We start from the raw sequence: 20,380 nt of genomic DNA, 5'->3' as shown, positions 1-20,380 counted from the left end.
ATGACCGACCGCCTTGCCATCATCGCTGGAACCGGGGACTTGCCGCAGCGCATTGCCGCCAGCAATCCGGACGCGTTGTTCGTCACAATCAAGGGGGTCGAGGTGGTCCCCCCGGGCAGGCATGAACTGGTCGAGGCGAGCTATGAAAAGCTGGGCGCCTTGTTCAAGGCAATGCGCGGGGCAGGGGTCGTGCGTGTGGTTTTTGCGGGCAAGGTCGACCGGCCCAAGCTGAACCCGCTTCGGATGGATCGCGTGACGCTGGGCCTGTTTCCGCGGGTCAAAGCCGTTTTGGGCAAGGGCGATGATGCCCTTCTTCGCCTCGTGGCTGAAGTGTTCGAGGAACAGGGCTTTCAGGTCGTGGCGGCAACGGATGTCGCGCAGGGGTTAAGTCTGGATGCGACCATTATCGGCCGCACGCCCAGCGATCAGGATCGCCGCGATGCAGATCGTGCTTGGTCCATCCTGACCACGCTGGTTGCCGAAGACCTGGCGCAAGGCGCTGTGGTGGCTGGCGGCCAGTGTTTGGGCATTGAAACCATTCAGGGCACCGACGCTTTGCTGGAATTCGTGGGGCAGACCCCCGAGCATCTGAAGCAAGGTGCGCGCGGCGTGTTCGTTAAACGCTCGAAGCCCGGACAGGACGAACGGATGGATATCCCGACCATCGGTCCGGCGACCGTTGAAGCGGTGGCCAAGGCCGGTCTGGGGGGCATCGTCATCCCTGCGGGCGACGTGATCGTCATGGATCAGGACGAGGTTACGCGGCTGATCAAGGCGCATGACCTGTTTCTGGACGTGCGCGGGGCGGCGACATGAAAGTCTTTCTGATCGCTGGCGAACCCTCGGGTGACCGTTTGGGGGCCGCGTTGATGGCCGGGCTGAAGACGCTGGTGGACGAGGTCGAGTTCCTTGGCATCGGCGGCAGCGCGATGACGGCGGAAGGTCTGCAATCACGCTTTCCCATGTCCGAGTTGTCCATTATGGGCATTGCCGAGGTTGCGCCCAAGTATTTCCATTTGAAACGCCGCATCCGCGAAACCGCCGAGGCGGTCATCGCCGCGAACCCCGATGTGTTGATCACAATCGACAGCCCGGATTTCTGCCTGCGTGTGGCTCGGATCGTGAAAGAAGACGAAGTTGAAGGCCTGACCTTTGGCCATGATATTCCGACCGTCCATTACGTCGCCCCTTCGGTCTGGGCGTGGCGTCCGAAACGCGCCGAGAAAATGGCGCAATGGATCGACCATGTCCTGGCGCTTCTGCCGTTTGAACCGCCCTATATGGAAGCCGCAGGGATGAGCTGCGATTTCGTCGGTCATCCAGTTGTGGCCGAGCCCACGGCCTCGGATACCGAGGCACAGGCGTTTCGCGACCAGAATGGCATTGACGATGGCCCCTTGATTTTGGCGCTGCCCGGATCGCGCAAAGGCGAGGTCACGCGCCTGTCAGGGCGATTTGGTGAAACCTTGGGCCGTGTTCAACGCGACCACCCCAATCTGAAGGTTGCGCTTCCGGTGGCGCAAGGCGTGGACGAGTTGGTGCGCGACATGACGGCCAACTGGCCGGTGCGGCCGATCCTGATCCCTGCGGAACAGGCGGATCAAAAACGGGCAGCGTTTCGGGCGGCGGACGTGGCGCTTGCAGCGTCGGGCACCGTGTCCTTGGAACTGGCCGCTGCCGGCACGCCTATGGTGATAGCCTATGACATGAACTGGCTCAGCCGGTTGTTGATCGGACGTCTGTTGAAGGTGGATACCGTCACATTGGTCAATCTGGTGTCCGACACGCGGGTGGTGCCCGAGTTTCTGGGCCGCGACTGCACGCCCGAGCAGATTGCCCCGGCGCTTTTGTCGACACTGGCCGACCCGTCGGCCCAGAAAGACGCGATGGCGTTGACCATGGACCGCCTTGGCAAAGGGGGCGAGGCACCGGGTCTTCGGGCGGCGCGTTCCGTTCTGGAAGTGGTGGCACGGGGACAAACCGCCTGACGCGCCACCCGTGGCGGATCAGATTTTATTGAGCTTCGTTGCCTTCACTCAGGATCGCCTGAACTTTCGGAATGATCTCGGGCATTTTCTCCTGCACCATCTTCAACACCATCGGGGTTTGGCGCTCGGTCACTTGCGGCAGTTTGCTCATCGCCGAGCGGCCCAGATCGGTCGCATAAAAATCGCGAATGGCTTTGATCTCGTCAAACGTGAACAGCTCTGCCATCACCGCGGCCTGATCACGCATGATGTCATACATCGGACCGGTCATTTCATCCTGATAAAGCTGGTCAATCCGGGCAATCTGATCATCGTTCAGCGGAATACCCTTGGCGGTCACATCGGCCACAAGTGGCTGCCACATGGTTTTCACCATCGCTTCCATGTCGATATCTTCCAGCGTGGCTTCGATATATCCGGTGGCAATCGCCAGACGTTGTTCATAGCTCTCTTCCGCCAAGAGCGGCGAGCCCAGAAGGGCGGCGATGGCGAAGGCGGGAAGCAGTTTGCGCATTGGAAATCCTTTTCAGGTGTCATTTTCCAAGCATACTCGTCCGATCCCACATGTGCTGCAATCACATTGGTTAAGTGTGGGGCGAAATGTCGGGGCTATACCGGACCTAGCCGCGCCAGATCCAGCCACCACCAAAGACCCGCGACCCGTCAGGTGCATAGAACACACAGGCTTGACCGGGGCTGACGCCTTCTTCTGGGGTCAGGAGTTCAACCTCGGCCTCGGTGTCCGAAATCGGACGGATGATCGCCTCGCGCGGGGGGCGGGTTGAGCGGATTTTGACGCCCATATGCCATTCCTTGCGTGCGGTGAACGGCTCGTCGCCCAGCCAGTTGATCTCGCGCACCGGAACGGTGCGGGTGGCCAGCATTTCCTTTGGTCCAACGACCACTTGTTTTGCGTCCACGTCCAGTTTGACCACGTAAAGCGGCTCGGACAGTCCTCCAATCCCCAGGCCACGACGTTGCCCGATTGTGTAATGGATGACGCCGTCGTGACGCGCCAGCACACGCCCGTCGGCATGCACGATGTCACCGGGTTCGGCGGCACCGGGCCGCAGTTTTTCAATCACACCCGCATAGTTTCCGTCCGGCACGAAGCAGATGTCCTGACTGTCGGGTTTGTCGGCAACCTCAAGCCCGTATTTGCGGGCAAGTGCGCGGGTTTCATCCTTGGTTTTCAGGTGACCCAAGGGGAACCGCAGATAGTCCAGCTGCTCTGACGTGGTCGAGAACAGGAAATAGCTTTGGTCGCGGGCAGGGTCGGCGGCGCGGTGCAGTTCCGGCCCGACCGCACCGTCGGCGCGTTGGATATAATGTCCTGTCGCCATACAATCGGCGCCCAGATCACGCGCGGTTTCCAACAGGTCTTTGAACTTCACCCGCTCGTTGCAGCGGATGCAGGGCACAGGCGTGGCCCCGCCCAAATAGCTATCGGCAAATTCTTCGATCACGGCGTCCTGAAAGATGTTTTCATAGTCCAGCACATAATGCGGAAATCCCATGGATTCAGCGACATGGCGGGCGTCGTGAATGTCAATTCCGGCGCAGCAGGCACCTTTTTTTGCCAGGGCTGCACCGTGATCGTAAAGCTGCAAGGTCACGCCGATCACGTCATAGCCTTCCTCGGCCAGCATCGCGGCCACGACCGAGCTGTCCACGCCGCCCGACATCGCCACCACGACACGGGTCTCGGCGGGCGGTTTGGCGAAGCCCAGTGAATTCAGCGCCGGGGCGTCTTGCATTTTCACGGTCGTGGACATGACCAGTTCCTTTCCAGAAGAAGGTCGGAATATATGAAAATTCGAATGAACAACAAGGGGCAGCTTCACCTCTCTTTAAGTGTAAGTGCGGAAAATCGTCACAGACCAAGATGTGAGGGCTGGAAATGTATCTGAAGAAAGTAGAGGGGCCACGCGCTGTGACCCTGCCGGATGGGTCGATCATGACACGCGCTGATCTGCCCCCGAAAACCACGCGACGTTGGGTTGCCAGCCGCAAAGCGGCAGTGGTGCGGGGCGTGATGTCCGGCCTGATTTCCGAGAAAGACGCGCAAGACATGTATGCCTTGTCCGAGGAGGAATTGGCCGAATGGGTCAGGGCTGTGTCGGATCATGGTGAAGCGGCCTTGAAGGCGACATCGTTACAAAGATATAGACAACCTTAGATTGTTTTCGCTAAAAGTTCTGCATGGGTAACGTGTGGTTAACCATTTCACGAGATGCTGATTGTGAACATTAGGACTTTTAAGCGGAGAACCCGAAACATGCGTATCCTTTTGGTGGAAGACGACCCGACCACATCGCGCAGCATCGAGCTGATGCTGACTCACGCCAATCTGAATGTCTACGCCACCGATTTGGGTGAAGAAGGGATCGATCTGGCGAAACTCTATGACTATGATCTGATCCTTCTTGATCTGAACCTGCCGGATATGAACGGGCATGAAGTGTTGCGCCAGTTGCGCCTGGCGCGGGTTGAAACGCCAATCCTGATCCTGTCTGGTGCCGACGACACGGAGAACAAGATCAAAGGCTTTGGGTTCGGGGCAGATGATTACATGACCAAACCCTTCCACCGGGAAGAGCTGATTGCCCGCATTCATGCAATCATTCGCCGGTCAAAAGGGCATTCGCAATCGGTGATCAAGACCGGCCCAATCGCCGTGAACCTGGATGCCAAGACAGTCGACGTGGATGGGCGCACGGTGCACCTGACGGGCAAGGAATACCAGATGCTGGAACTTCTTTCGCTGCGCAAGGGCACAACCCTGACGAAAGAGATGTTCTTGAACCACCTTTATGGCGGGATGGACGAACCGGAACTGAAAATCATCGACGTGTTTATCTGTAAGTTGCGCAAGAAACTGTCGACGGCGACCGGGGGCGACAGCCATATCGAAACCGTATGGGGCCGTGGTTATGTTCTGCGCGATCCTGAACCTGCCGAGCTGGATGCAAAGATCGCGATGGGGGCTTAAGGCGACTGCCTGAGCTGCCGCCGATCCGCCATGCGTGTTGGATCGGCAGCCTATCCAAGCAGACCTCGGGTCAGAGTTTCAGTTCGCTGGCAATGCGGGCCGCAAGGCGCGCATTGTTCTTGACCAGCGCAATGTTTGCCACCAGAGACGCGCCATCGGTGGCGTGAAAAATGCGATCCAACAGATAGGGTGTCACAGATTTGGCTGCGATCCCTTCCGCAGCTGCTGCGGTCAGCGCCTCTTCAATGACCGGCGTGATCACCTCGGTCGGAATCTCATCCACTTCTGGGATCGGATTGGCGACGAAATGCCCGCCGGACAGGCCCATGCTCCGTCGCACCTTCATTGCCCGCGCAATCTGAGCAGGATCATCCATCGTCAATGGGGCGGGCAGGCCCGAACTGCGTGACCAGAAAGCCGGAAAATCTGTCTGCCCGTAGGCGATGACCGGAACGCCCAGCGTTTCCAGCACTTCAAGCGTCTTCGGCAGGTCAAGGATGGCTTTTGCGCCCGCGCCGACAACGGTCACAGGCGTCTTGGAAAGTTCCTGCAAATCGGCGGAAATGTCGAAACTGTCTTCCGCGCCACGATGCACGCCGCCGATCCCTCCCGTCGCGAATACCTCGATCCCAGCCAGATGCGCCGCGATCATCGTCGCCGCCACTGTGGTCGCACCTGTTCCACCGGTCGCGATGCAGGCGGCCAGATCCGCGCGCGACAGCTTGGCCACGTTCTGCGCCTGACCCAAAGCTTCCAGTTCAGCATCCGTGAGGCCGATATGCATCTGACCCTCAAGAACCGCGATGGTGGCCGGCACGGCCCCGTTTTCGCGGATGACGGCCTCGACCTCGCGTGCGGTTTCGACATTCTGCGGCCAAGGCATGCCATGGGTGATAATCGTGCTTTCCAGCGCAACGATGGGCTGGCCCGCTTCACGGGCGTTGGCGGCTTCGGGCGAGAAACAGAGGGGCAGGGTCATGTATCGTCTTCTCCGGATACGTAGTGAGCGGCGGTTTCCTGGGCATGTGCCAGTGCTTCAACCGGAGCCTTGCCCGCCATTTCAGCAGCGATATGCGCGGCCATGAATGTATCACCAGCGCCCGTGATACGTCGCACACGCACCGCAGGGCAGGGGGTTTGGATCACCCCGTGCTGCTTGCTGCCGTCTGCGGCGAAGCTGCCACCATCGGTGACCAACACGCGGTTGGCTCCAGCGGCCAGCAGACCCTCGGCAGCCTCAAGCGCGTTGTCAAAACGCTGATTTGCCAGGTACCCCGCCTCTTCGCGGTTGACATAAAGGGTTGCACCCGGATGCTCCATCAGAGGGGTCAGTCGGCGTGCCTTGCCGGGGCTGGCCGGGGCAACGCGCAAATCGGCAGCAGCAAAGCTGGGGCGTTTGGCGATGTCGGTCAACAGGGCCAAAGTCAGGTTTCCATCCAAAGCGATCACGCCGGTGTAAGGTTTTTTCGCGGATCCAAGTGTGCCGTCTTCAAGGGGTGCAAGAATAGCATCGCCAGCCGCCTCCAAAGAATGTGCGTCCGCCAATGCAGCGACCAATCCCTGCGGACCTTCGATGGCCATATAGACATCGGTCGGCAATCCAGAGGGACGATGCACGAAGGTCGTCACCATCCCGCGCGCGCCGCATTCGGCCAGCAATTCTTCGCCTTCGGCGTCGCGCCCGATGGCGGTCAGAAGGGCGGGGCGCAGGTCAAACCGCTGCGCCGTCATCGCGATGTTCATCGCCACGCCCCCCGGTAGTCGGGTGATCCGCCCGGGTTCATCCGAGCCGACACGCATCGGGTGTTGCGTACGCCCAATCACGTCCCACAGCACCGAGCCTATGCACAGAATATCATGCGTCATTGTCATGCCCCCTCTTTGCCGAGGATTGTGAGATGACACAAGAGACGATCTGCTGACAACGTGTCCTTGCCGTAGGAGCCAACAAAATAAAGCGAATTCCCTGTTTTTTGGGCTTGTCAGTAGCCGGGCAGGGGTCTATACGCCCCCCATCAATCCACAGGCGGGGTTGGGCTGAAGAGGGAGAAATCCTCGGACGTCCGCCGGTTGAGCCGGGGAATGACCAAATAATTAGGTCCGTGAAAACGGAATGATTACAAGGACATGAACCGCTCGTTTGGCCCCGTCAAGGTAGAAACCGGAAAGGAAAAGAACATGGCGCTGCCTGATTTTTCGCTGCGTCAGCTTTTGGAAGCTGGCGTTCACTTTGGTCACCAGACCCAACGCTGGAACCCCCGTATGGCTCCGTTCATCTATGGTGAACGCAATGGGATCCACATTTTCGACCTGACGCAAACCCTGCCGATGCTGGACGCTGCGCTGAACGCTGTGCGCGAAACCGTCGCCAAGGGTGGCCGCGTTCTGTTCGTCGGCACCAAGCGTCAAGCTGCTGGCGCCATCGCCGAAGCCGCTGAGAAATCGGCGCAGTATTACATGAACCACCGTTGGCTGGGCGGCACGCTGACCAACTGGCAGACCGTGTCCAAGTCGATCCAACGTCTGAAGGAATTTGACGAGAAGCTGGCGAACGGCGCAGAAGGCCTGACCAAGAAAGAGCGTCTGGGCATGGAGCGCGAGCAGGCGAAACTGCAAGCCTCGCTGGGCGGCATCCGTGAAATGGGCGGTGTGCCCGATCTTCTGTTCGTCATCGACGTGAAAAAAGAAGCGCTGGCCATTGCTGAAGCCAACAAGCTGGGCATCCCGGTTGTGGCTGTGGTTGACACCAACTGCCCGCCGGAAGGTGTGGATTACATCATTCCGGGCAATGACGACGCAGCGCGCGCGATCGCTCTTTACTGCGATCTGGTGTCGCGTTCGGCTCTGGACGGTATGTCGGCACAGCTCGGCGCTGCTGGCGTTGATCTTGGCGCAATGGAAGAAGCCCCTGCAGAAGAAGCTGTTGCTGAAGCTGCGGAAGAAGCTGCTCCGGTCGAATAACGACCGCACAAACGCGGGGCAGGGTGACTTGCCTCGCGCATCTGTCACAGAATTGATACGGGGCGCATGGATACCGGGGCGGAACTTGACCGCGCCTGCAACCCCCGACACACCAAGGAGCTGAGATATGGCAATCACTGCTGCACTCGTCAAAGAACTGCGCGAATCCACCGGCGTTGGCATGATGGACGCGAAAAAAGCGCTGGTCGAAACTGATGGCGACATGGACGCCGCCGTTGACTGGCTGCGCACCAAGGGTCTGGCAAAGGCCGCCAAGAAAGCAGGCCGCACGGCTGCTGAAGGTCTGGTGGCCGTCGCCGTGTCCGGTGGCAAGGGCGTTGCCGTTGAAGTGAACTCGGAAACCGACTTCGTTGCGAAAAATGCTGAATTCCAGCAGATGGTTTCGGGGATCGCAAACGCTGCCCTGAACGCCAGCGATCTGGATACGCTGAACGCAGCCGATCTGGGTGGCAAATCGGTTGCCGACACGATCACCAACAAGATCGCCACCATCGGCGAAAACATGTCGCTGCGCCGTATGGCATCGGTTGAAGGTGAAAGCGTTGTGACCTATGTGCACAACGCTGCCGCAGATGGCATGGGCAAGATCGGTGTTCTGGTGGCCATGAAGGGCGGTTCGGAAGATTTCGGGCGTCAGGTCGCAATGCACATTGCAGCCGCCAACCCGCAGGCGTTGAACGAAGCCGAGCTGGACGCTGCCGTCGTTGAGAAAGAGCGCTCGATCCTGACCGAGCAAGCCCGCGAAAGCGGTAAGCCCGAAAACATCATCGAGAACATGATCAAAGGCCGCATGAAGAAATTCCTGGCCGAAGTGACTCTGTTGGGTCAGGACTTCGTGATCAATCCCGACCTGACTGTTGAGGCTGCCGCCAAAGAAGCCGGTGCCGAGATCGTCGGCTATGTCCGCATGGAAGTGGGCGAAGGGATCGAGAAAGAAGAAGCCGATTTCGCCGCCGAAGTGGCTGCCGCCGTTCAAGGCTGATCAGGCGTTCACATTTGAATGTGGAAAGGGCCGGGCAACCGGCCCTTTTTCGTCGCAGTGAGCGGTCGCGTATCTGCTTGATCAGATCCCAAAATGAATAGCGGCGCCAACGGGAAGGTTGACGCCGCTTAGATCCACACGGGACATGTGTGTTTCTATGTCGATTTCCAGGAATTTAGGTTGCTGGTGTCTCGGGTAACAATATTCCTCTGACACCAGCTCCCGGTTTCCCGGAAGAATGAGACGTTGTCTGAAATCGCAGTACGTCCACCCCTTCAAGTTCCAACGGCTTCAAAGCCACCACTCACGGAACACGATCATTATGCCTCAAAGAGAAGCAAATTGGAAGTCAGGGTTTCCCTACCGTAAAATCAACAAGATATGATATTTTGTTCTCTGGCGGTCGACAATGATGGTGTTTTGTTTTGAATAAATTCCCACAGCTCGACCAAATCAACCATGTGGGGAACGAATCTGATTCAGGTACGATATCTTGAGAATGGCCTGCGCAGTCGTATCGACGCCCAATTTCGACCGGGCGATTCGCAGATGTTTCTCGACCGTAGCGGCTGACACGCCCATGATCGTCGCGATGTCCTGATTGGTTTTTCCGGTGCCAACCCATTCCAGCACTTCGCGTTGACGGGCTGACAGTTTCGCCCGGTCCGTTTGTTGGGGCAGGGACAAGATTTTCAGATGCACCACATGATTCAACGTCTCGATCGTTTTCCCGTGCTCGTCCCAAATCTGATCTACCTGGTCCTGGGTTAATCCGCTTCTGGCCGTCAATGCCATCACGGCTCGGGCGCGTTTGGCAGATTCGGGAAACGAGATCGTATAGCCCGCTGTCACATTCATTTCGCGATTGATGTCACGAACCTGAAGCCCTTTCTCCGAGAGTTTGTCGATATTCTCATGCACCCAGGACCAACTGCATGCACCGCTGTTTTGCGAGGCCCATTCGATCATCGGCGAATGCCGATAAAGTTCGTCTTCAGTACATAGACGCTCAACATATTCGCGCGGATGAGACGACAGGATCAATGTATCTTCACGAGGGCCAAGTGAAGTTGGTGTTGTAAAATGGGTGCAGCCATAAACCAGCCGGTCGAACCCGAATTCGTTCATAGCCTCACAATGAACATCCCACAGTTCGGTGACCGAGCTGCATTGGCATATCCGCGCCATGTAGTCGAGCATGGGATCCATTCAGACTGCACCAAATCCAATAACGGCGGCGTCATGTGGTTCAGGCGAGATGATCGCGCAGTTGCTTATTGCCAACACTACAAGGCGCGGCGCGCACGGAACGTGAAACGAAATCATCAATCAAATCCTTTTGCCGACCGCATTCTTTGCTGCAATCGCAACAATTGTCGAGAAAAACCTGAGGATAGTGATGCACTTGTGTTGTTCCGCGGCACTTTAGACCGCCAACGGGTCAAGGGCGAGGTTGCACTGGTGACGCACAGCTCGTTTCTACATGATATGAACAAGTTACAGGTGACGGCTCGCAAATATGCAGACTGCACAATTATATATAACATAATAACATAATACCGATTATGCGCCGATGCGCTCACACCGAGGCACATTCTAAACTGGAGTGCGACTCCTACTAGAAAACAATGAGCTACTTAATAGGAGATCATGGAATGGAAGCCGTTTACACGCAACTGAGCGGAGCACGCTAACCCAATGCGTAACCTGTGCCGCGCACTGTGCGCAGCGGATCGTCTCCGCCCTGTCGACAGAGTGCCTTGCGCAGCCGTCCGACATGAACGTCGACCGTGCGTGTATCGACATAGACATCGCGACCCCAGACGCGGTCCAGCAGCTGCTCGCGGCTCCAGACACGACCGGGTTTTTCCATCAACGTGGACAGCAGCCGAAATTCAGTCGGTCCAAGTTTAACGTCGGCGCCTGCCCGCGTTACACGGTGGCTTTCGCCGTCCAGCAGTATGTCCTGATACTCCAACCTCTGGCCCACGGCAGCCGGACGCGTGCGGCGCAGTTGGGTTCGTATCCGCGCCATCAGTTCACTGACCGAAAACGGCTTGACGACATAGTCATCCGCGCCGGTTTCAAGCCCCCGCACGCGATCGACCTCTTCTGATCGGGCCGATAGCATGATCACCGGGATCGTGCGCGTTTCCTTGCGGGTTTTCAGGCGGCGACAGATTTCGATGCCGGACACGCCGGGCAACATCCAGTCCAGCAGCACAAGATCAGGCGTAACCTCGTCGATCAGGATCAATGCGTCATCGCCATTCTCGGCCATCGTGACATCATAGCCTTCAGAACTGAGGTTATAGCGCAGGATTTCCCGCTGTGCCGGCTCGTCCTCGACCAACAGAACACAGGGTGTTCCGGCGCTCATGCCTTCGCCTCCGCATCATCTACGATGGGGATTTCATAGTTGGGCGCGTTCCCCTTGGGGCGCGCTTCGTCCGGCAATTCGCCCTTCACCAAATAAATCACCTGATCCGCGATCGAGGTGACGTGATCGCCCATCCGTTCGATGTTCTTGGCGATGAAATGCAAGTGCATACAGGACGAAATGTTGCGTGGGTCTTCCATCATGAAGGTCAGGAACTCGCGAAACAGCGCGTTATACATCTGGTCGATCTCAAGATCGCGGTGACGCACATCCTGCGCCAGATCGGCGTCGCGGCGGATGAAGGCATCAAGCGCGTCGGACAGCATCCGCTGGGCTTCGGTGGCCATGCGCTTGATGGCGCCCGAGGCACCGTCGATGGGTTGCATGTGCACAAGCACGCTGGTGCGTTTGGCCATGTTCTTGGCATAGTCGCCGATCCGTTCCAGATTGGCCGCCACTTTCATCACCGTCAGAACCGTGCGCAGGTCCGAGGCAATCGGCTGACGCAAGGCGATGATGCGGGCGCATTCTTCCTGGATTTGCAGATCCAGCGCGTCGATCTTCTTGTCGTTCTTGCGCACCAGTTCGGCAAGTTCCTCGTCACGGCGTTTCAGGGATTTGGCGCTTGCGCGGATGGCATCTTCAACCATGCCACCCATCTTCATCAGATGGGCCTGAACCTCTTCAAGGTCGCGGTCGAAGGCGGATGCGATATGTTGGTCGGTCATGTAAGTCTCCTGCCCCTGTGTTGGGCGATCCGTCGTCAGCCGATACGGCCGGTGATGTAACTTTCAGTGCGCGGGTCTTCGGGGTTGGTGAAGATCTTGGTTGTGTCGTCGTACTCCACCAGGTTTCCAAGGTGGAAGAAGGCAGTTTTCTGGCTGACACGTGCGGCCTGCTGCATCGAGTGTGTGACGATCACCACCGAATAGCTTTGGCGCAGTTCATCAATCAATTCTTCGACTTGCGCGGTGGCAATCGGGTCAAGGGCCGAGCATGGCTCGTCCATCAACAGAACTTCCGGTTCGGTCGCCACGGCGCGGGCAATGCACAGACGCTGCTGCTGACCACCGGACAGGCCGGTGCCCGGCGCATGAAGACGGTCTTTCACCTCGTCCCAGATGGCGCCGCGACGCAGCGATTTCTCGACGATATCGTCCAGATCGGCCTTGTTCTTGGCCAGACCGTGAATGCGCGGGCCATAGGCGATGTTGTCATAGATCGACTTGGGGAACGGGTTGGGTTTCTGAAACACCATCCCCACCTTGGCACGCAGCTGCACCGGGTCGACGCGCTTGTCATAGATGTCTTCGCCATCCAGCAAGATGTCACCTTCGACGCGACAAATGTCGATCGTGTCATTCATGCGGTTCAGGCAGCGCAGGAAGGTCGACTTGCCGCAGCCCGACGGGCCGATGAAGGCGGTGACGGTCTTGTCTTCGATTTCAACCGAGACATCTTTGATCGCGTGCGTATCGCCGTAATAGACCTGCACGCCCTTGGCCGAGATTTTCATATCGTTCATCTCAATAGCCCCTTCGATTTTCGTCATATCATTCATGTCTGCGGTCTTTCCTACCAGCGGCGCTCAAATCGGCGGCGCAGAATGATGGCAATGATGTTCATGGTCATCAGGAACACCAGAAGGATGATGATGCCGCCCCAGGCGCGTTCATAATAGGCCGGGTCAGCGCGTTTTGCCCATTCGTAGATCTGTGCGGGCATGGCCGAGTTCGGCGACATGAAGCCTTCGATCACCCCATCGGGATAGTTCGAGGCGATATAGCCCACCATCCCGATCAGAAGCAGCGGTGCGGTTTCGCCAAGCGCCTGCGCCAGCCCGATGATGGTCCCGGTCAGGATGCCGGGCATGGCCAGTGGCAAGACGTGGTGGAACACCGTTTGCATTTTCGATGCCCCAATCCCCAAGGCCGCTTCGCGGATCGACGGTGGCACCGATTTCAACGATGCGCGGGTCGAGATGATGATCGTCGGCAGCGTCATCAGGGTCAGCACCAGACCACCAACCAAGGGTGCGGATTGCGGCAGGTGGGCGAATTGGATGAACACCGCCAGACCGAGGATACCGAACACAATGGACGGCACAGCCGCAAGGTTCGAGATGTTCACCTCGATCAGGTCTGTAAACCAGTTCTGCGGGGCAAACTCCTCAAGATAAATAGACGCCGCAACACCGATGGGCAGCGCACAAGCCAGCACAACCAGCATCATATAGAAGCTGCCCAGCATCGAAACACCAATCCCGGCTTGTTCCGGGCGGCTTTCGGATGCATCCGCGCCGGTGATGAAATCGGTATTGAAGGCCTTTGTCACGACCCCTGCCCCGGCCAACGCATCGACGATGTCCAGATGCTCGGGTGTCAGGTTCTTGTCGCGCGCCAGGCTTTCGCGGGTGACACGCCCCTTCAGATAGCCATCGACACGGGACGAGGCGAGCAGGCGAAACGAGACCGTCTTGCCAATCTCATCGGGGTTCTCGATGACGTGATCGCGCAGGTCCGCCGCCGCACCCGAACTGATCATCTTGCGCAGGTCCTTGCCTTTCGAAAACGGGTTCTCGATCCCCGTATCGGCAATCGCCTGTGCCAGCGCCGCGTCGATCAGTGGGTTATAGCCGAAGGTCGTGACCTTCTTGATCGCCTCGATGTCGCGGGTGCCGGACTTGTCCAGTTTCTCTTCCAGAAGTTCCACGTTCAGGGTGATGAAGGTCTGCTGGAACGCGCCCACACCCTTGAAGATGATCGAACTGACCAGCACGGCAAGAAAGACAAGACCGACGGCGATGGCCGCAATGCCATAGGCGCGGAACCGGGCCTCGGCGGCGTTTCGTTTCTTGGTGCGTGTGTCTTGGGTCAGAAGCGACGAGGTGGTGCGCGGCGCGGCCCCTTCGGCCCCGTCTGGGAAAGCTGCGTCGGTCATTCGTATTGCTCCCGGTATTTGCGCACGATGTAAAGCGCGAGGACGTTCAGGCCAAGGGTCAGGATGAACAGCGTCATGCCAAGGGCAAAGGCGACAAGCGCCTCGGGGCTGGCAAAGTCGCTGTCGCCGGTCAACTGACTGACGATCTTAGCAGTAACGGTGGTCATGGCCTCGAATGGGTTCAGGTCCAGCCGGGCGGCGGCCCCTGCCCCCATCACCACGATCATGGTTTCGCCAAGGGCGCGGCTGGTGGCCAGCAGGACGGCCCCGACAATGCCCGGAAGGGCTGCGGGCAACACCACCTGGCGGACGGTTTCGGACTGGGTGGCACCCAGCCCATATGACCCGTCGCGCATGGCTTGCGGCACCGCGTTGATGATGTCGTCGGACAGTGAGCTGACGAAGGGGATCAGCATGATGCCCATCACAAGCCCCGCCGTCATCACCGACCGCTGGCCCTGCATCCATCCAAACCCGTTGTCGCCGAAGACGCTCAGAAGCATGGGGCCGATGGTCAGCAGGGCAAACAGGCCGTAAACGATGGTCGGAATGCCCGCCAGAACCTCAAGCATGGGCTTGGCAATGCTGCGGGTCTTGGGTCCGGCATATTCAGCCAGATAGATGGCCGAGAACAACCCGATCGGAACCGCGACCAGCAACGCGACGACCGAGATATAGAGCGTGCCCCAAAGCAGCGGCAAAAGGCCAAGGCTCGAAGCGCCCCCGCGCCCCGAGAAGCTGGGCGCCCATTCAAGCAGTGTGAAAAAATCCTTGGCCGGATACAGGCGGAAAAACTCGAGCGTGTTGAAGATCAGCGACAACACGATGCCGATGGTCGTCAGGATCGCAATCGACGCTGCAGCGATCAACAGGCCACGGATGCCCCGCTCGACCATGTTGCGTGCCCGAAACTCGCCCGAGGTCATGCGGATGGCGACAAAGAACCCCGCCGCCGCGATCACCAGAAGCACGATACTGCGATAGAGGTTGCCAGTGGCGATCTGAGTGCGCATCACCTGTGCCGCAGACAAGACCGAGGGATGTATCTCTGACCCAAGGGCAATGCCGACCTCGCCCAGAAGCGCACGCAGATCGGTCGCGTCGTTGTCGATATTGGATGCTTCGTCTGTGGTCAGCATGCCACCCTTGACGGCAAGGTCCAGACCATCGGCCACGCGGCGCACATCGCTCATGATCAGGTTCAATTCACCGCCGGTTTGGTAAAGCTCAGCGGGAATGTGGTTCGATACCGATGAATTGATGACAAACGGTTGGACTACCACCCAGACCGCAAGGACAAGAACAGCCGGCACGAAAGCCAGCATCGCGACGTTAGAACCATAGTAGTTCGGCAGGGAATGTAGCCTGCGCCGTTCCCCGTTGACCGAGGCCAGCGCGCGGCCGCGTCCAAGGACAAAACCGACAGCAGCAAACGCCAGTAGGATGATAAGAAGCCAGAAAGCAGACATGTGAAAGCCCGTGCAGCAAAGGCGGTGCAGATCTTTGGCCCGATCCGGGAAAGGCAGAAAAATGGCGCGGGACCGATGCCCCGCGCCATCATGGTCTTAGTTCATCATGGCGTCTTCAGCCGAAACAGCGGCCTGCGTGGCCCCCAGTTCGGGATCGGAGACCAGGCCGTATTCGGCCAGCGGGCCGTCAGGGCCGGCAATCTCGTCCGAGATGAAGAACTCGGCATATTCCTTCAGGCCGGGGATCACGCCGATATGGGCTTTCTTCACATAGAAGAACAGCGGGCGCGACACCGGATATTCACCGGTCGAGATGGTTTCGGTCGACGGCGCGACACCAGCCATCGTGGCCACTTTCAGCTTGTCGGTGTTGTTTTCATAGAAAGCCAGACCGAACACGCCGATCGCGTGGGCGTTTGCGTCGATCGACGCCAGCGTTTCGGTATAGTCACCGTCGATGTCCACGGCACGACCGTCGGCCATCACGGCCAGGCACGCGTCTTCGGCGTCGTCTTCCGACATGCCGCCGGCGATCATGGCTTCCAGCGCGCCGGTGGCTTCACAGCCGGCTGCGACAACTTTTTCTTCGAACACTTCACGGGTGCCGTGCTTGGTGCCGGGAATGAAGGCCAGGATGTCTTCGGCAGGCAGATCCGGGTTGAAGTCGGCCCACTGCTTATAGGGGTTGTCGACCAGCGCACCGTCAACCATGACCTTCGGGGCCAGCGCGTTGAAGATGTCAGACTGGGTGAATGCGGTATAGGCCGGGCCGTCGATCTGCGAGGCAAACACGATGCCGTCATAGCCGATGCGCACTTCGATGATGTCGGTCACGCCGTTTTCGGCACAGGCCTTGATTTCCTTTTCGCGGATGGCGCGCGAAGCGTTGGCAATGTCGGTATGCTCTTCGCCGACACCCTGGCAGAAGCGCTTCAGACCGGCAGACGAACCGCCCGATTCAACAACGGGGGTCGGGAAGTCAAAGTTTTCACCGAACGCTTCAGCGACGATGGAGGCGTAAGGCAGCACGGTCGAGGACCCGGCAACCTGAACCTGGTCACGGGCGGTGGCAGCGGTTGCAGAAACGGCAGCGATCGCCATGGCAGAGGCGGTCAGTTTCACAAAGGACATGGATAACTCCTGTTTGGTTGCATCGCCCCCTCGGACGACATGGCGCCGTCCTATGGGTCTTGAACAAAGCTTTTGTGTAAGTTTTGTAAAAGTAATGTGACAATCAGCGCCAAACAGATGATTTTCAGAAAAAGATCGAAAAACAGTCAGGCGGAGTCCGGCATAGGCAGAAGAACGGTAAAGCAACTGCCACTGCCGGGCGTGCTTTCAATGCGCAATCGCCCCCTGTGGCGATTCACGATGTGCTTAACGATTGCAAGGCCAAGTCCGGTCCCGCCCAACTCGCGCGAGCGATGGTTGTCGACCCGGTAAAACCGCTCGGTCAAACGCCCCAAATGCTTGGGGTCGATGCCTTCGCCCTCATCCTGCACCGTGACGACCAGCCCCGGCCCCTTGAAGACCGGAACCATTGGTTCGATCTTCATCGTGATCTGAACGGTTCCCCCCTTGCGGCCATATTTGATCGCGTTTTCGGTCAGATTGGTAAAGACCTGTGTTAGCTGATCGCGGTCCCCCACCACGATGGTCGGCTGACCTGCGTCGGAATGGAATCGGACCTCTACGTTACGCTCCTTTGCTGCGGGGCTGAGCGCGTTGACAATCATCAGAATCACCTGATCCAGCTCGACCAGATCGGTGGGGCGCATCCGTCCCATGTCTTCAACCCGGCTCAGCGACAACAGATCTGTGACCAACCGGTTCATTCGGCCTGCTTCTCTCTCCATGATATCCAGGAATCGCGCGCGCGCGTCAGGGTCGTTACGTGCCGGGCCGCGCAGGGTTTCGATGAACCCGGACAGCGCGGTCAAGGGCGTGCGCAGCTCGTGGCTGACATTCGCGACGAAATCCGACCTCATCTGTCCCGCTTCTTCATGTGGCGACACATCAAGAAAGGTCAGCAGAACACTGTGATCAGACGCAAGTTTTGCCAGATGCACGTCGTAGAGCACTTCCCGACCATGCTTTGAAACAACCAACCGGGCATCCGCCTGCGCGGCGCCGGACAATACCGCTTCGATGGCCTCAAGCAATGCGGGCTGGCGAATGGCGGTGGCCACATGACGCCCTACCAGATCGATCTCAAATATGCCAGCGGCGCCATCGTTCTGAGCGGTGATGCGTTGATCACGACCAACAACAAGAACGGGCACGGGCAAGGCTTGTAACACTTCGTTGGACGGCATCACTCATAAAACCCTTGGATCAGCAGGCACAGCCACAGGGATGGCGTCATAATGCTGCCGCGTCAAATACCAAAATCACGAATTTCTTCGCAAAGGGAGAATTGCCAACCGCAGGTTCGCCTTATATGTGTGATCCGTAACGGCGAACGATGGGCAAAAACACGAATCTGCGTCGCCGTGCATATCGTAGTTGAGGCCGCAATCGTTTGCGGACGGGTATTTGGGTGATGACGGACTGCCACACTGAAACGCCGATGCTGCTGCTATTGGGCGGCGAGGCGATTGCTGATGATCGGCTGGCGCAGTCGTGTCGCTTGACCAATATGTCATGCGACACTTTTTTTGGTCTGACGCGTGCAGAATTCGACGAGAACAACATTCAGTTCGTTGTGTCAGCCCTGTTCTGCACACAAACAGACTGTATCGAGATCGGTCAGCATCTGAGCGCGATCGGGTTTCAAGGCACCTATCTGATCCGCACCGACACATTGCCGAATCCGAAGGTTATCAAACGCGAGCTTCAGCAGCTTTATCCCGACCTGGACTGTCTGATTGTGACCCCGGACGGTCTGATGAAATTTCTGAACAATCCGCGCCCGTCCCCTGCTCAATAGATCAGGTCGTGGTCGTCGCCTGTCACCTTGTCATAGTGGCGTGCAAGATAGCTGAGCGCGACCCGCAGAAGGTATTTTCCTGACCGGGCCGGCATCGCCATATCGGCTTCGATCCGTTCCATGCCCCGTTCGTGACAGCAAACGGCCATAGCGACCTGCGCAAGCTCTGGCCCAAGGGCTGTGATCGCCTCTCCAAACCTCTTGCGCGCATCTAGTTTTCGGTCCGACGGATGCCCCGTTGTCGGGCCGGTTGTGGGCTGAATTTCGGCTTGAACGCGATCCCACGAGTTTATTCCGGACATTGCGCATTGACCCAATGCGAAATCGCGGTGCAACCGCTCGGCTGCTCTGACCAGATCCGGGCCAAGATACGGCTTCTGTTGACCCTTTGCGCGTCCAAGCACGCGCACCGGGCTGTCAGCGCCAATGGGGCGTTTCGTCCTGTTTGCAATACGCTTGTGGGCAGTACCAACGGAGTGTTGGGGCGCCCCCATAAAGGTCGTCTGAGCCTCGGCAAAGCCGGTGGCGCGGCTTTCCATTTGCGCCAGCATGCGATTCAGGGCGACACGGCCATCTGGCGTCATGTGATAGCGGCATACCCGCCCCTTGGTGCTGCCTTCGATCCACCCGCGAAACGCCATCAGCTCGACAACCTCGGTTGGCCCTTTGGCCAGTGTGATCGGGTCGCCATCGTCACGCGCGGCCAAGACAACTGCCGTATCAACCCCTTGGCTGACCACCATCACCGCGCGGTCTTTTAGCATCGCCCGCAGCAGGCGAAGCATATGTGGTGACACCGGATCTTCTTCCTGTCCGTTCGGATTATATTCGATATGGCCAAGATCGGCCTGACCATCGCGCACCCCTGCCCCCAAACGGGTCAGCAGCGCGTCGACCAACGGATCATCCCTGCGCGCTTCAGTTTTCCGGACCTGCCGCATCACGGTCGATGCATGGACACCCATGTCGCGTGCAAGCGCACGGATCGACGTACCCTTTTCTGTGTGTTTTAGATACAGATGAACTTCGTCCGGCAACCAGCGCAGTACAGTGTTGTGTTCGATCCCAGATGGCGTCGCGTTTTGCATTCAAGCCCCTTCCAATTGGCGTTCCGTGGGTTTCGCGATATCCCACCGCGCAACCGCAGGTTGAATTTTAGCCGGTTAGACCTATCATTCGATTGGTTAGCGGTTCGTTAACCTACCTTGTGTGTAGAAAGGATTGTTGCTGAACCGGTAAGATTTATTAAAGGCTCCGCACGGTGCACGCGGGCTGACGCAACACCCGCTGGGGTTGTGTCACGATCATGGAGAATCATCGAAAGGATACCCCATGACCGACCCCTTCACCTGTATCAAAACCTTACGCCGTCCGCGCATTCTGGTGCGTGCTGCCCGATTTGGCTTGGTCGACTATAATCGGGATAGAGACTTGAAAAAGCTTATGAAAACCACATCCACGCCCAGCCCTGCGAAAGCTTTGGACGAGCTTATCCAAGAAGAAGCGCGATTGGAGGATACACGCACATCAGGCGATGCATCCTATTCCATTGCCCATCACGTAGAGGTCTTGATCGCGTTGATGTCTGAACTGCGCCTGCTGCCTCAGGGGCCTCGTGAGGTCCAATAACACCGAAATCTCACCACAAAAGTTAAGGGGGCTGTTAAGCCCCCTTACTCTGTCATTAACCGACCAGAACGGATCGCGAACGATTCCAT

Annotated in this window: 21 protein-coding genes; 8 read left to right on the top strand and 13 right to left on the bottom strand. The window is 58.2% G+C overall.

Annotated elements, in window-relative coordinates; all coding sequences use genetic code 11:
- Positions 1 to 816, top strand: coding sequence for a UDP-2,3-diacylglucosamine diphosphatase LpxI (gene lpxI / locus J3R80_RS00825; protein ID WP_275391856.1), 816 nt, complete (start codon positions 1 to 3; stop codon positions 814 to 816).
- A complete protein-coding gene (gene lpxB / locus J3R80_RS00820) occupies positions 813 to 1,988 on the top strand; it encodes a lipid-A-disaccharide synthase (protein ID WP_275391855.1) in 1,176 nt (391 codons plus the stop codon). The genes lpxI and lpxB overlap by 4 nt, the downstream gene beginning before the upstream one ends.
- Positions 1,989 to 2,013: 25 nt before the next feature.
- On the opposite strand, the gene J3R80_RS00815 is transcribed toward lpxB, so the two are convergent.
- Together J3R80_RS00815 and mnmA are read right to left on the bottom strand one after the other, a co-directional pair.
- A complete protein-coding gene (locus J3R80_RS00815) occupies positions 2,014 to 2,502 on the bottom strand; it encodes a DUF2059 domain-containing protein (RefSeq protein WP_275391854.1) in 489 nt (162 codons plus the stop codon).
- 106 nt (positions 2,503 to 2,608) lie between these two features.
- On the bottom strand, positions 2,609 to 3,763 hold the full coding sequence (gene mnmA / locus J3R80_RS00810; protein ID WP_275391853.1) for a tRNA 2-thiouridine(34) synthase MnmA: 1,155 nt from the start codon (positions 3,761 to 3,763) through the stop codon (positions 2,609 to 2,611).
- 125 nt (positions 3,764 to 3,888) lie between these two features.
- Between mnmA and J3R80_RS00805 the strand changes: the two genes are divergently transcribed.
- On the top strand, positions 3,889 to 4,167 hold the full coding sequence (locus tag J3R80_RS00805; RefSeq protein ID WP_275391852.1) for a DUF1153 domain-containing protein: 279 nt from the start codon (positions 3,889 to 3,891) through the stop codon (positions 4,165 to 4,167).
- 99 nt (positions 4,168 to 4,266) lie between these two features.
- Positions 4,267 to 4,980 (top strand): response regulator transcription factor, encoded by a 714-nt coding sequence (locus J3R80_RS00800; RefSeq protein ID WP_275391851.1) that lies wholly within the window; start codon positions 4,267 to 4,269, stop codon positions 4,978 to 4,980.
- 70 nt (positions 4,981 to 5,050) lie between these two features.
- Here J3R80_RS00800 and J3R80_RS00795 read toward each other — a convergent pair whose 3' ends face one another.
- Together J3R80_RS00795 and J3R80_RS00790 are read right to left on the bottom strand one after the other, a co-directional pair.
- Complete coding sequence (locus J3R80_RS00795; protein WP_275391850.1) at positions 5,051 to 5,959, bottom strand: pseudouridine-5'-phosphate glycosidase; 909 nt, start codon at positions 5,957 to 5,959, stop codon at positions 5,051 to 5,053.
- Positions 5,956 to 6,852 (bottom strand): PfkB family carbohydrate kinase, encoded by an 897-nt coding sequence (locus J3R80_RS00790; RefSeq protein ID WP_275391849.1) that lies wholly within the window; start codon positions 6,850 to 6,852, stop codon positions 5,956 to 5,958. The genes J3R80_RS00795 and J3R80_RS00790 overlap by 4 nt, the downstream gene beginning before the upstream one ends.
- Positions 6,853 to 7,158: 306 nt before the next feature.
- Between J3R80_RS00790 and rpsB the strand changes: the two genes are divergently transcribed.
- Positions 7,159 to 7,941, top strand: coding sequence for a 30S ribosomal protein S2 (gene rpsB / locus J3R80_RS00785; RefSeq protein ID WP_275391848.1), 783 nt, complete (start codon positions 7,159 to 7,161; stop codon positions 7,939 to 7,941).
- A 127-nt stretch (positions 7,942 to 8,068) separates the two neighbouring features.
- Complete coding sequence (gene tsf / locus J3R80_RS00780; RefSeq protein ID WP_275391847.1) at positions 8,069 to 8,944, top strand: translation elongation factor Ts; 876 nt, start codon at positions 8,069 to 8,071, stop codon at positions 8,942 to 8,944.
- A gap of 453 nt (positions 8,945 to 9,397) precedes the next feature.
- Here the strand turns inward: tsf and J3R80_RS00775 are convergent, their stop codons facing one another.
- From J3R80_RS00775 to J3R80_RS00740, 8 genes are all read right to left on the bottom strand, one after another.
- Complete coding sequence (locus J3R80_RS00775; RefSeq protein ID WP_275392245.1) at positions 9,398 to 10,132, bottom strand: LuxR family transcriptional regulator; 735 nt, start codon at positions 10,130 to 10,132, stop codon at positions 9,398 to 9,400.
- 502 nt (positions 10,133 to 10,634) lie between these two features.
- Entirely contained in the window at positions 10,635 to 11,324 is a 690-nt protein-coding gene (phoB, locus tag J3R80_RS00770; RefSeq protein WP_275391846.1) for a phosphate regulon transcriptional regulator PhoB, read from the bottom strand.
- Positions 11,321 to 12,052, bottom strand: a complete 732-nt coding sequence (gene phoU, locus J3R80_RS00765; protein WP_275391845.1) for a phosphate signaling complex protein PhoU — start codon at positions 12,050 to 12,052, stop codon at positions 11,321 to 11,323. The genes phoB and phoU overlap by 4 nt, the downstream gene beginning before the upstream one ends.
- Before the next feature lie 35 nt (positions 12,053 to 12,087).
- A complete protein-coding gene (gene pstB, locus J3R80_RS00760) occupies positions 12,088 to 12,885 on the bottom strand; it encodes a phosphate ABC transporter ATP-binding protein PstB (RefSeq protein ID WP_275391844.1) in 798 nt (265 codons plus the stop codon).
- A gap of 14 nt (positions 12,886 to 12,899) precedes the next feature.
- The gene (pstA, locus tag J3R80_RS00755) at positions 12,900 to 14,264 is read right to left on the bottom strand and encodes a phosphate ABC transporter permease PstA (protein WP_275391843.1); all 1,365 of its coding nucleotides are present in this window, start codon (positions 14,262 to 14,264) and stop codon (positions 12,900 to 12,902) included.
- The gene (pstC, locus tag J3R80_RS00750) at positions 14,261 to 15,733 is read right to left on the bottom strand and encodes a phosphate ABC transporter permease subunit PstC (RefSeq protein ID WP_275391842.1); all 1,473 of its coding nucleotides are present in this window, start codon (positions 15,731 to 15,733) and stop codon (positions 14,261 to 14,263) included. Before pstC ends, pstA begins: the two co-directional genes overlap by 4 nt.
- A gap of 96 nt (positions 15,734 to 15,829) precedes the next feature.
- The gene (locus J3R80_RS00745; RefSeq protein WP_275391841.1) at positions 15,830 to 16,864 is read right to left on the bottom strand and encodes a substrate-binding domain-containing protein; all 1,035 of its coding nucleotides are present in this window, start codon (positions 16,862 to 16,864) and stop codon (positions 15,830 to 15,832) included.
- 146 nt (positions 16,865 to 17,010) lie between these two features.
- Positions 17,011 to 18,048, bottom strand: a complete 1,038-nt coding sequence (locus tag J3R80_RS00740; protein WP_275391840.1) for an ATP-binding protein — start codon at positions 18,046 to 18,048, stop codon at positions 17,011 to 17,013.
- A 227-nt stretch (positions 18,049 to 18,275) separates the two neighbouring features.
- On the opposite strand from J3R80_RS00740, the gene J3R80_RS00735 reads away from it, so the two are divergent.
- Positions 18,276 to 18,662 carry a hypothetical protein gene (locus J3R80_RS00735; protein ID WP_275391839.1) on the top strand — a complete coding sequence of 129 codons (387 nt, stop codon included), beginning with the start codon at positions 18,276 to 18,278 and terminating at the stop codon, positions 18,660 to 18,662.
- Here the strand turns inward: J3R80_RS00735 and J3R80_RS00730 are convergent.
- Entirely contained in the window at positions 18,656 to 19,750 is a 1,095-nt protein-coding gene (locus J3R80_RS00730; protein ID WP_275391838.1) for a DUF6456 domain-containing protein, read from the bottom strand. The two genes, J3R80_RS00735 and J3R80_RS00730, sit on opposite strands and share 7 nt — an antisense overlap.
- A gap of 244 nt (positions 19,751 to 19,994) precedes the next feature.
- On the opposite strand from J3R80_RS00730, the gene J3R80_RS00725 reads away from it, so the two are divergent.
- Positions 19,995 to 20,291 carry a DUF6477 family protein gene (locus J3R80_RS00725; protein ID WP_275391837.1) on the top strand — a complete coding sequence of 99 codons (297 nt, stop codon included), beginning with the start codon at positions 19,995 to 19,997 and terminating at the stop codon, positions 20,289 to 20,291.
- Positions 20,292 to 20,380: the final 89 nt, after the last annotated feature.

The sequence above is a fragment of the Aliiroseovarius sp. Z3 genome, assembly GCF_029105185.1.
In the GTDB taxonomy this organism is placed as follows: Bacteria; Pseudomonadota; Alphaproteobacteria; order Rhodobacterales; family Rhodobacteraceae; genus Aliiroseovarius.
This window is presented reverse-complemented; position numbering and strand designations above follow the sequence as displayed.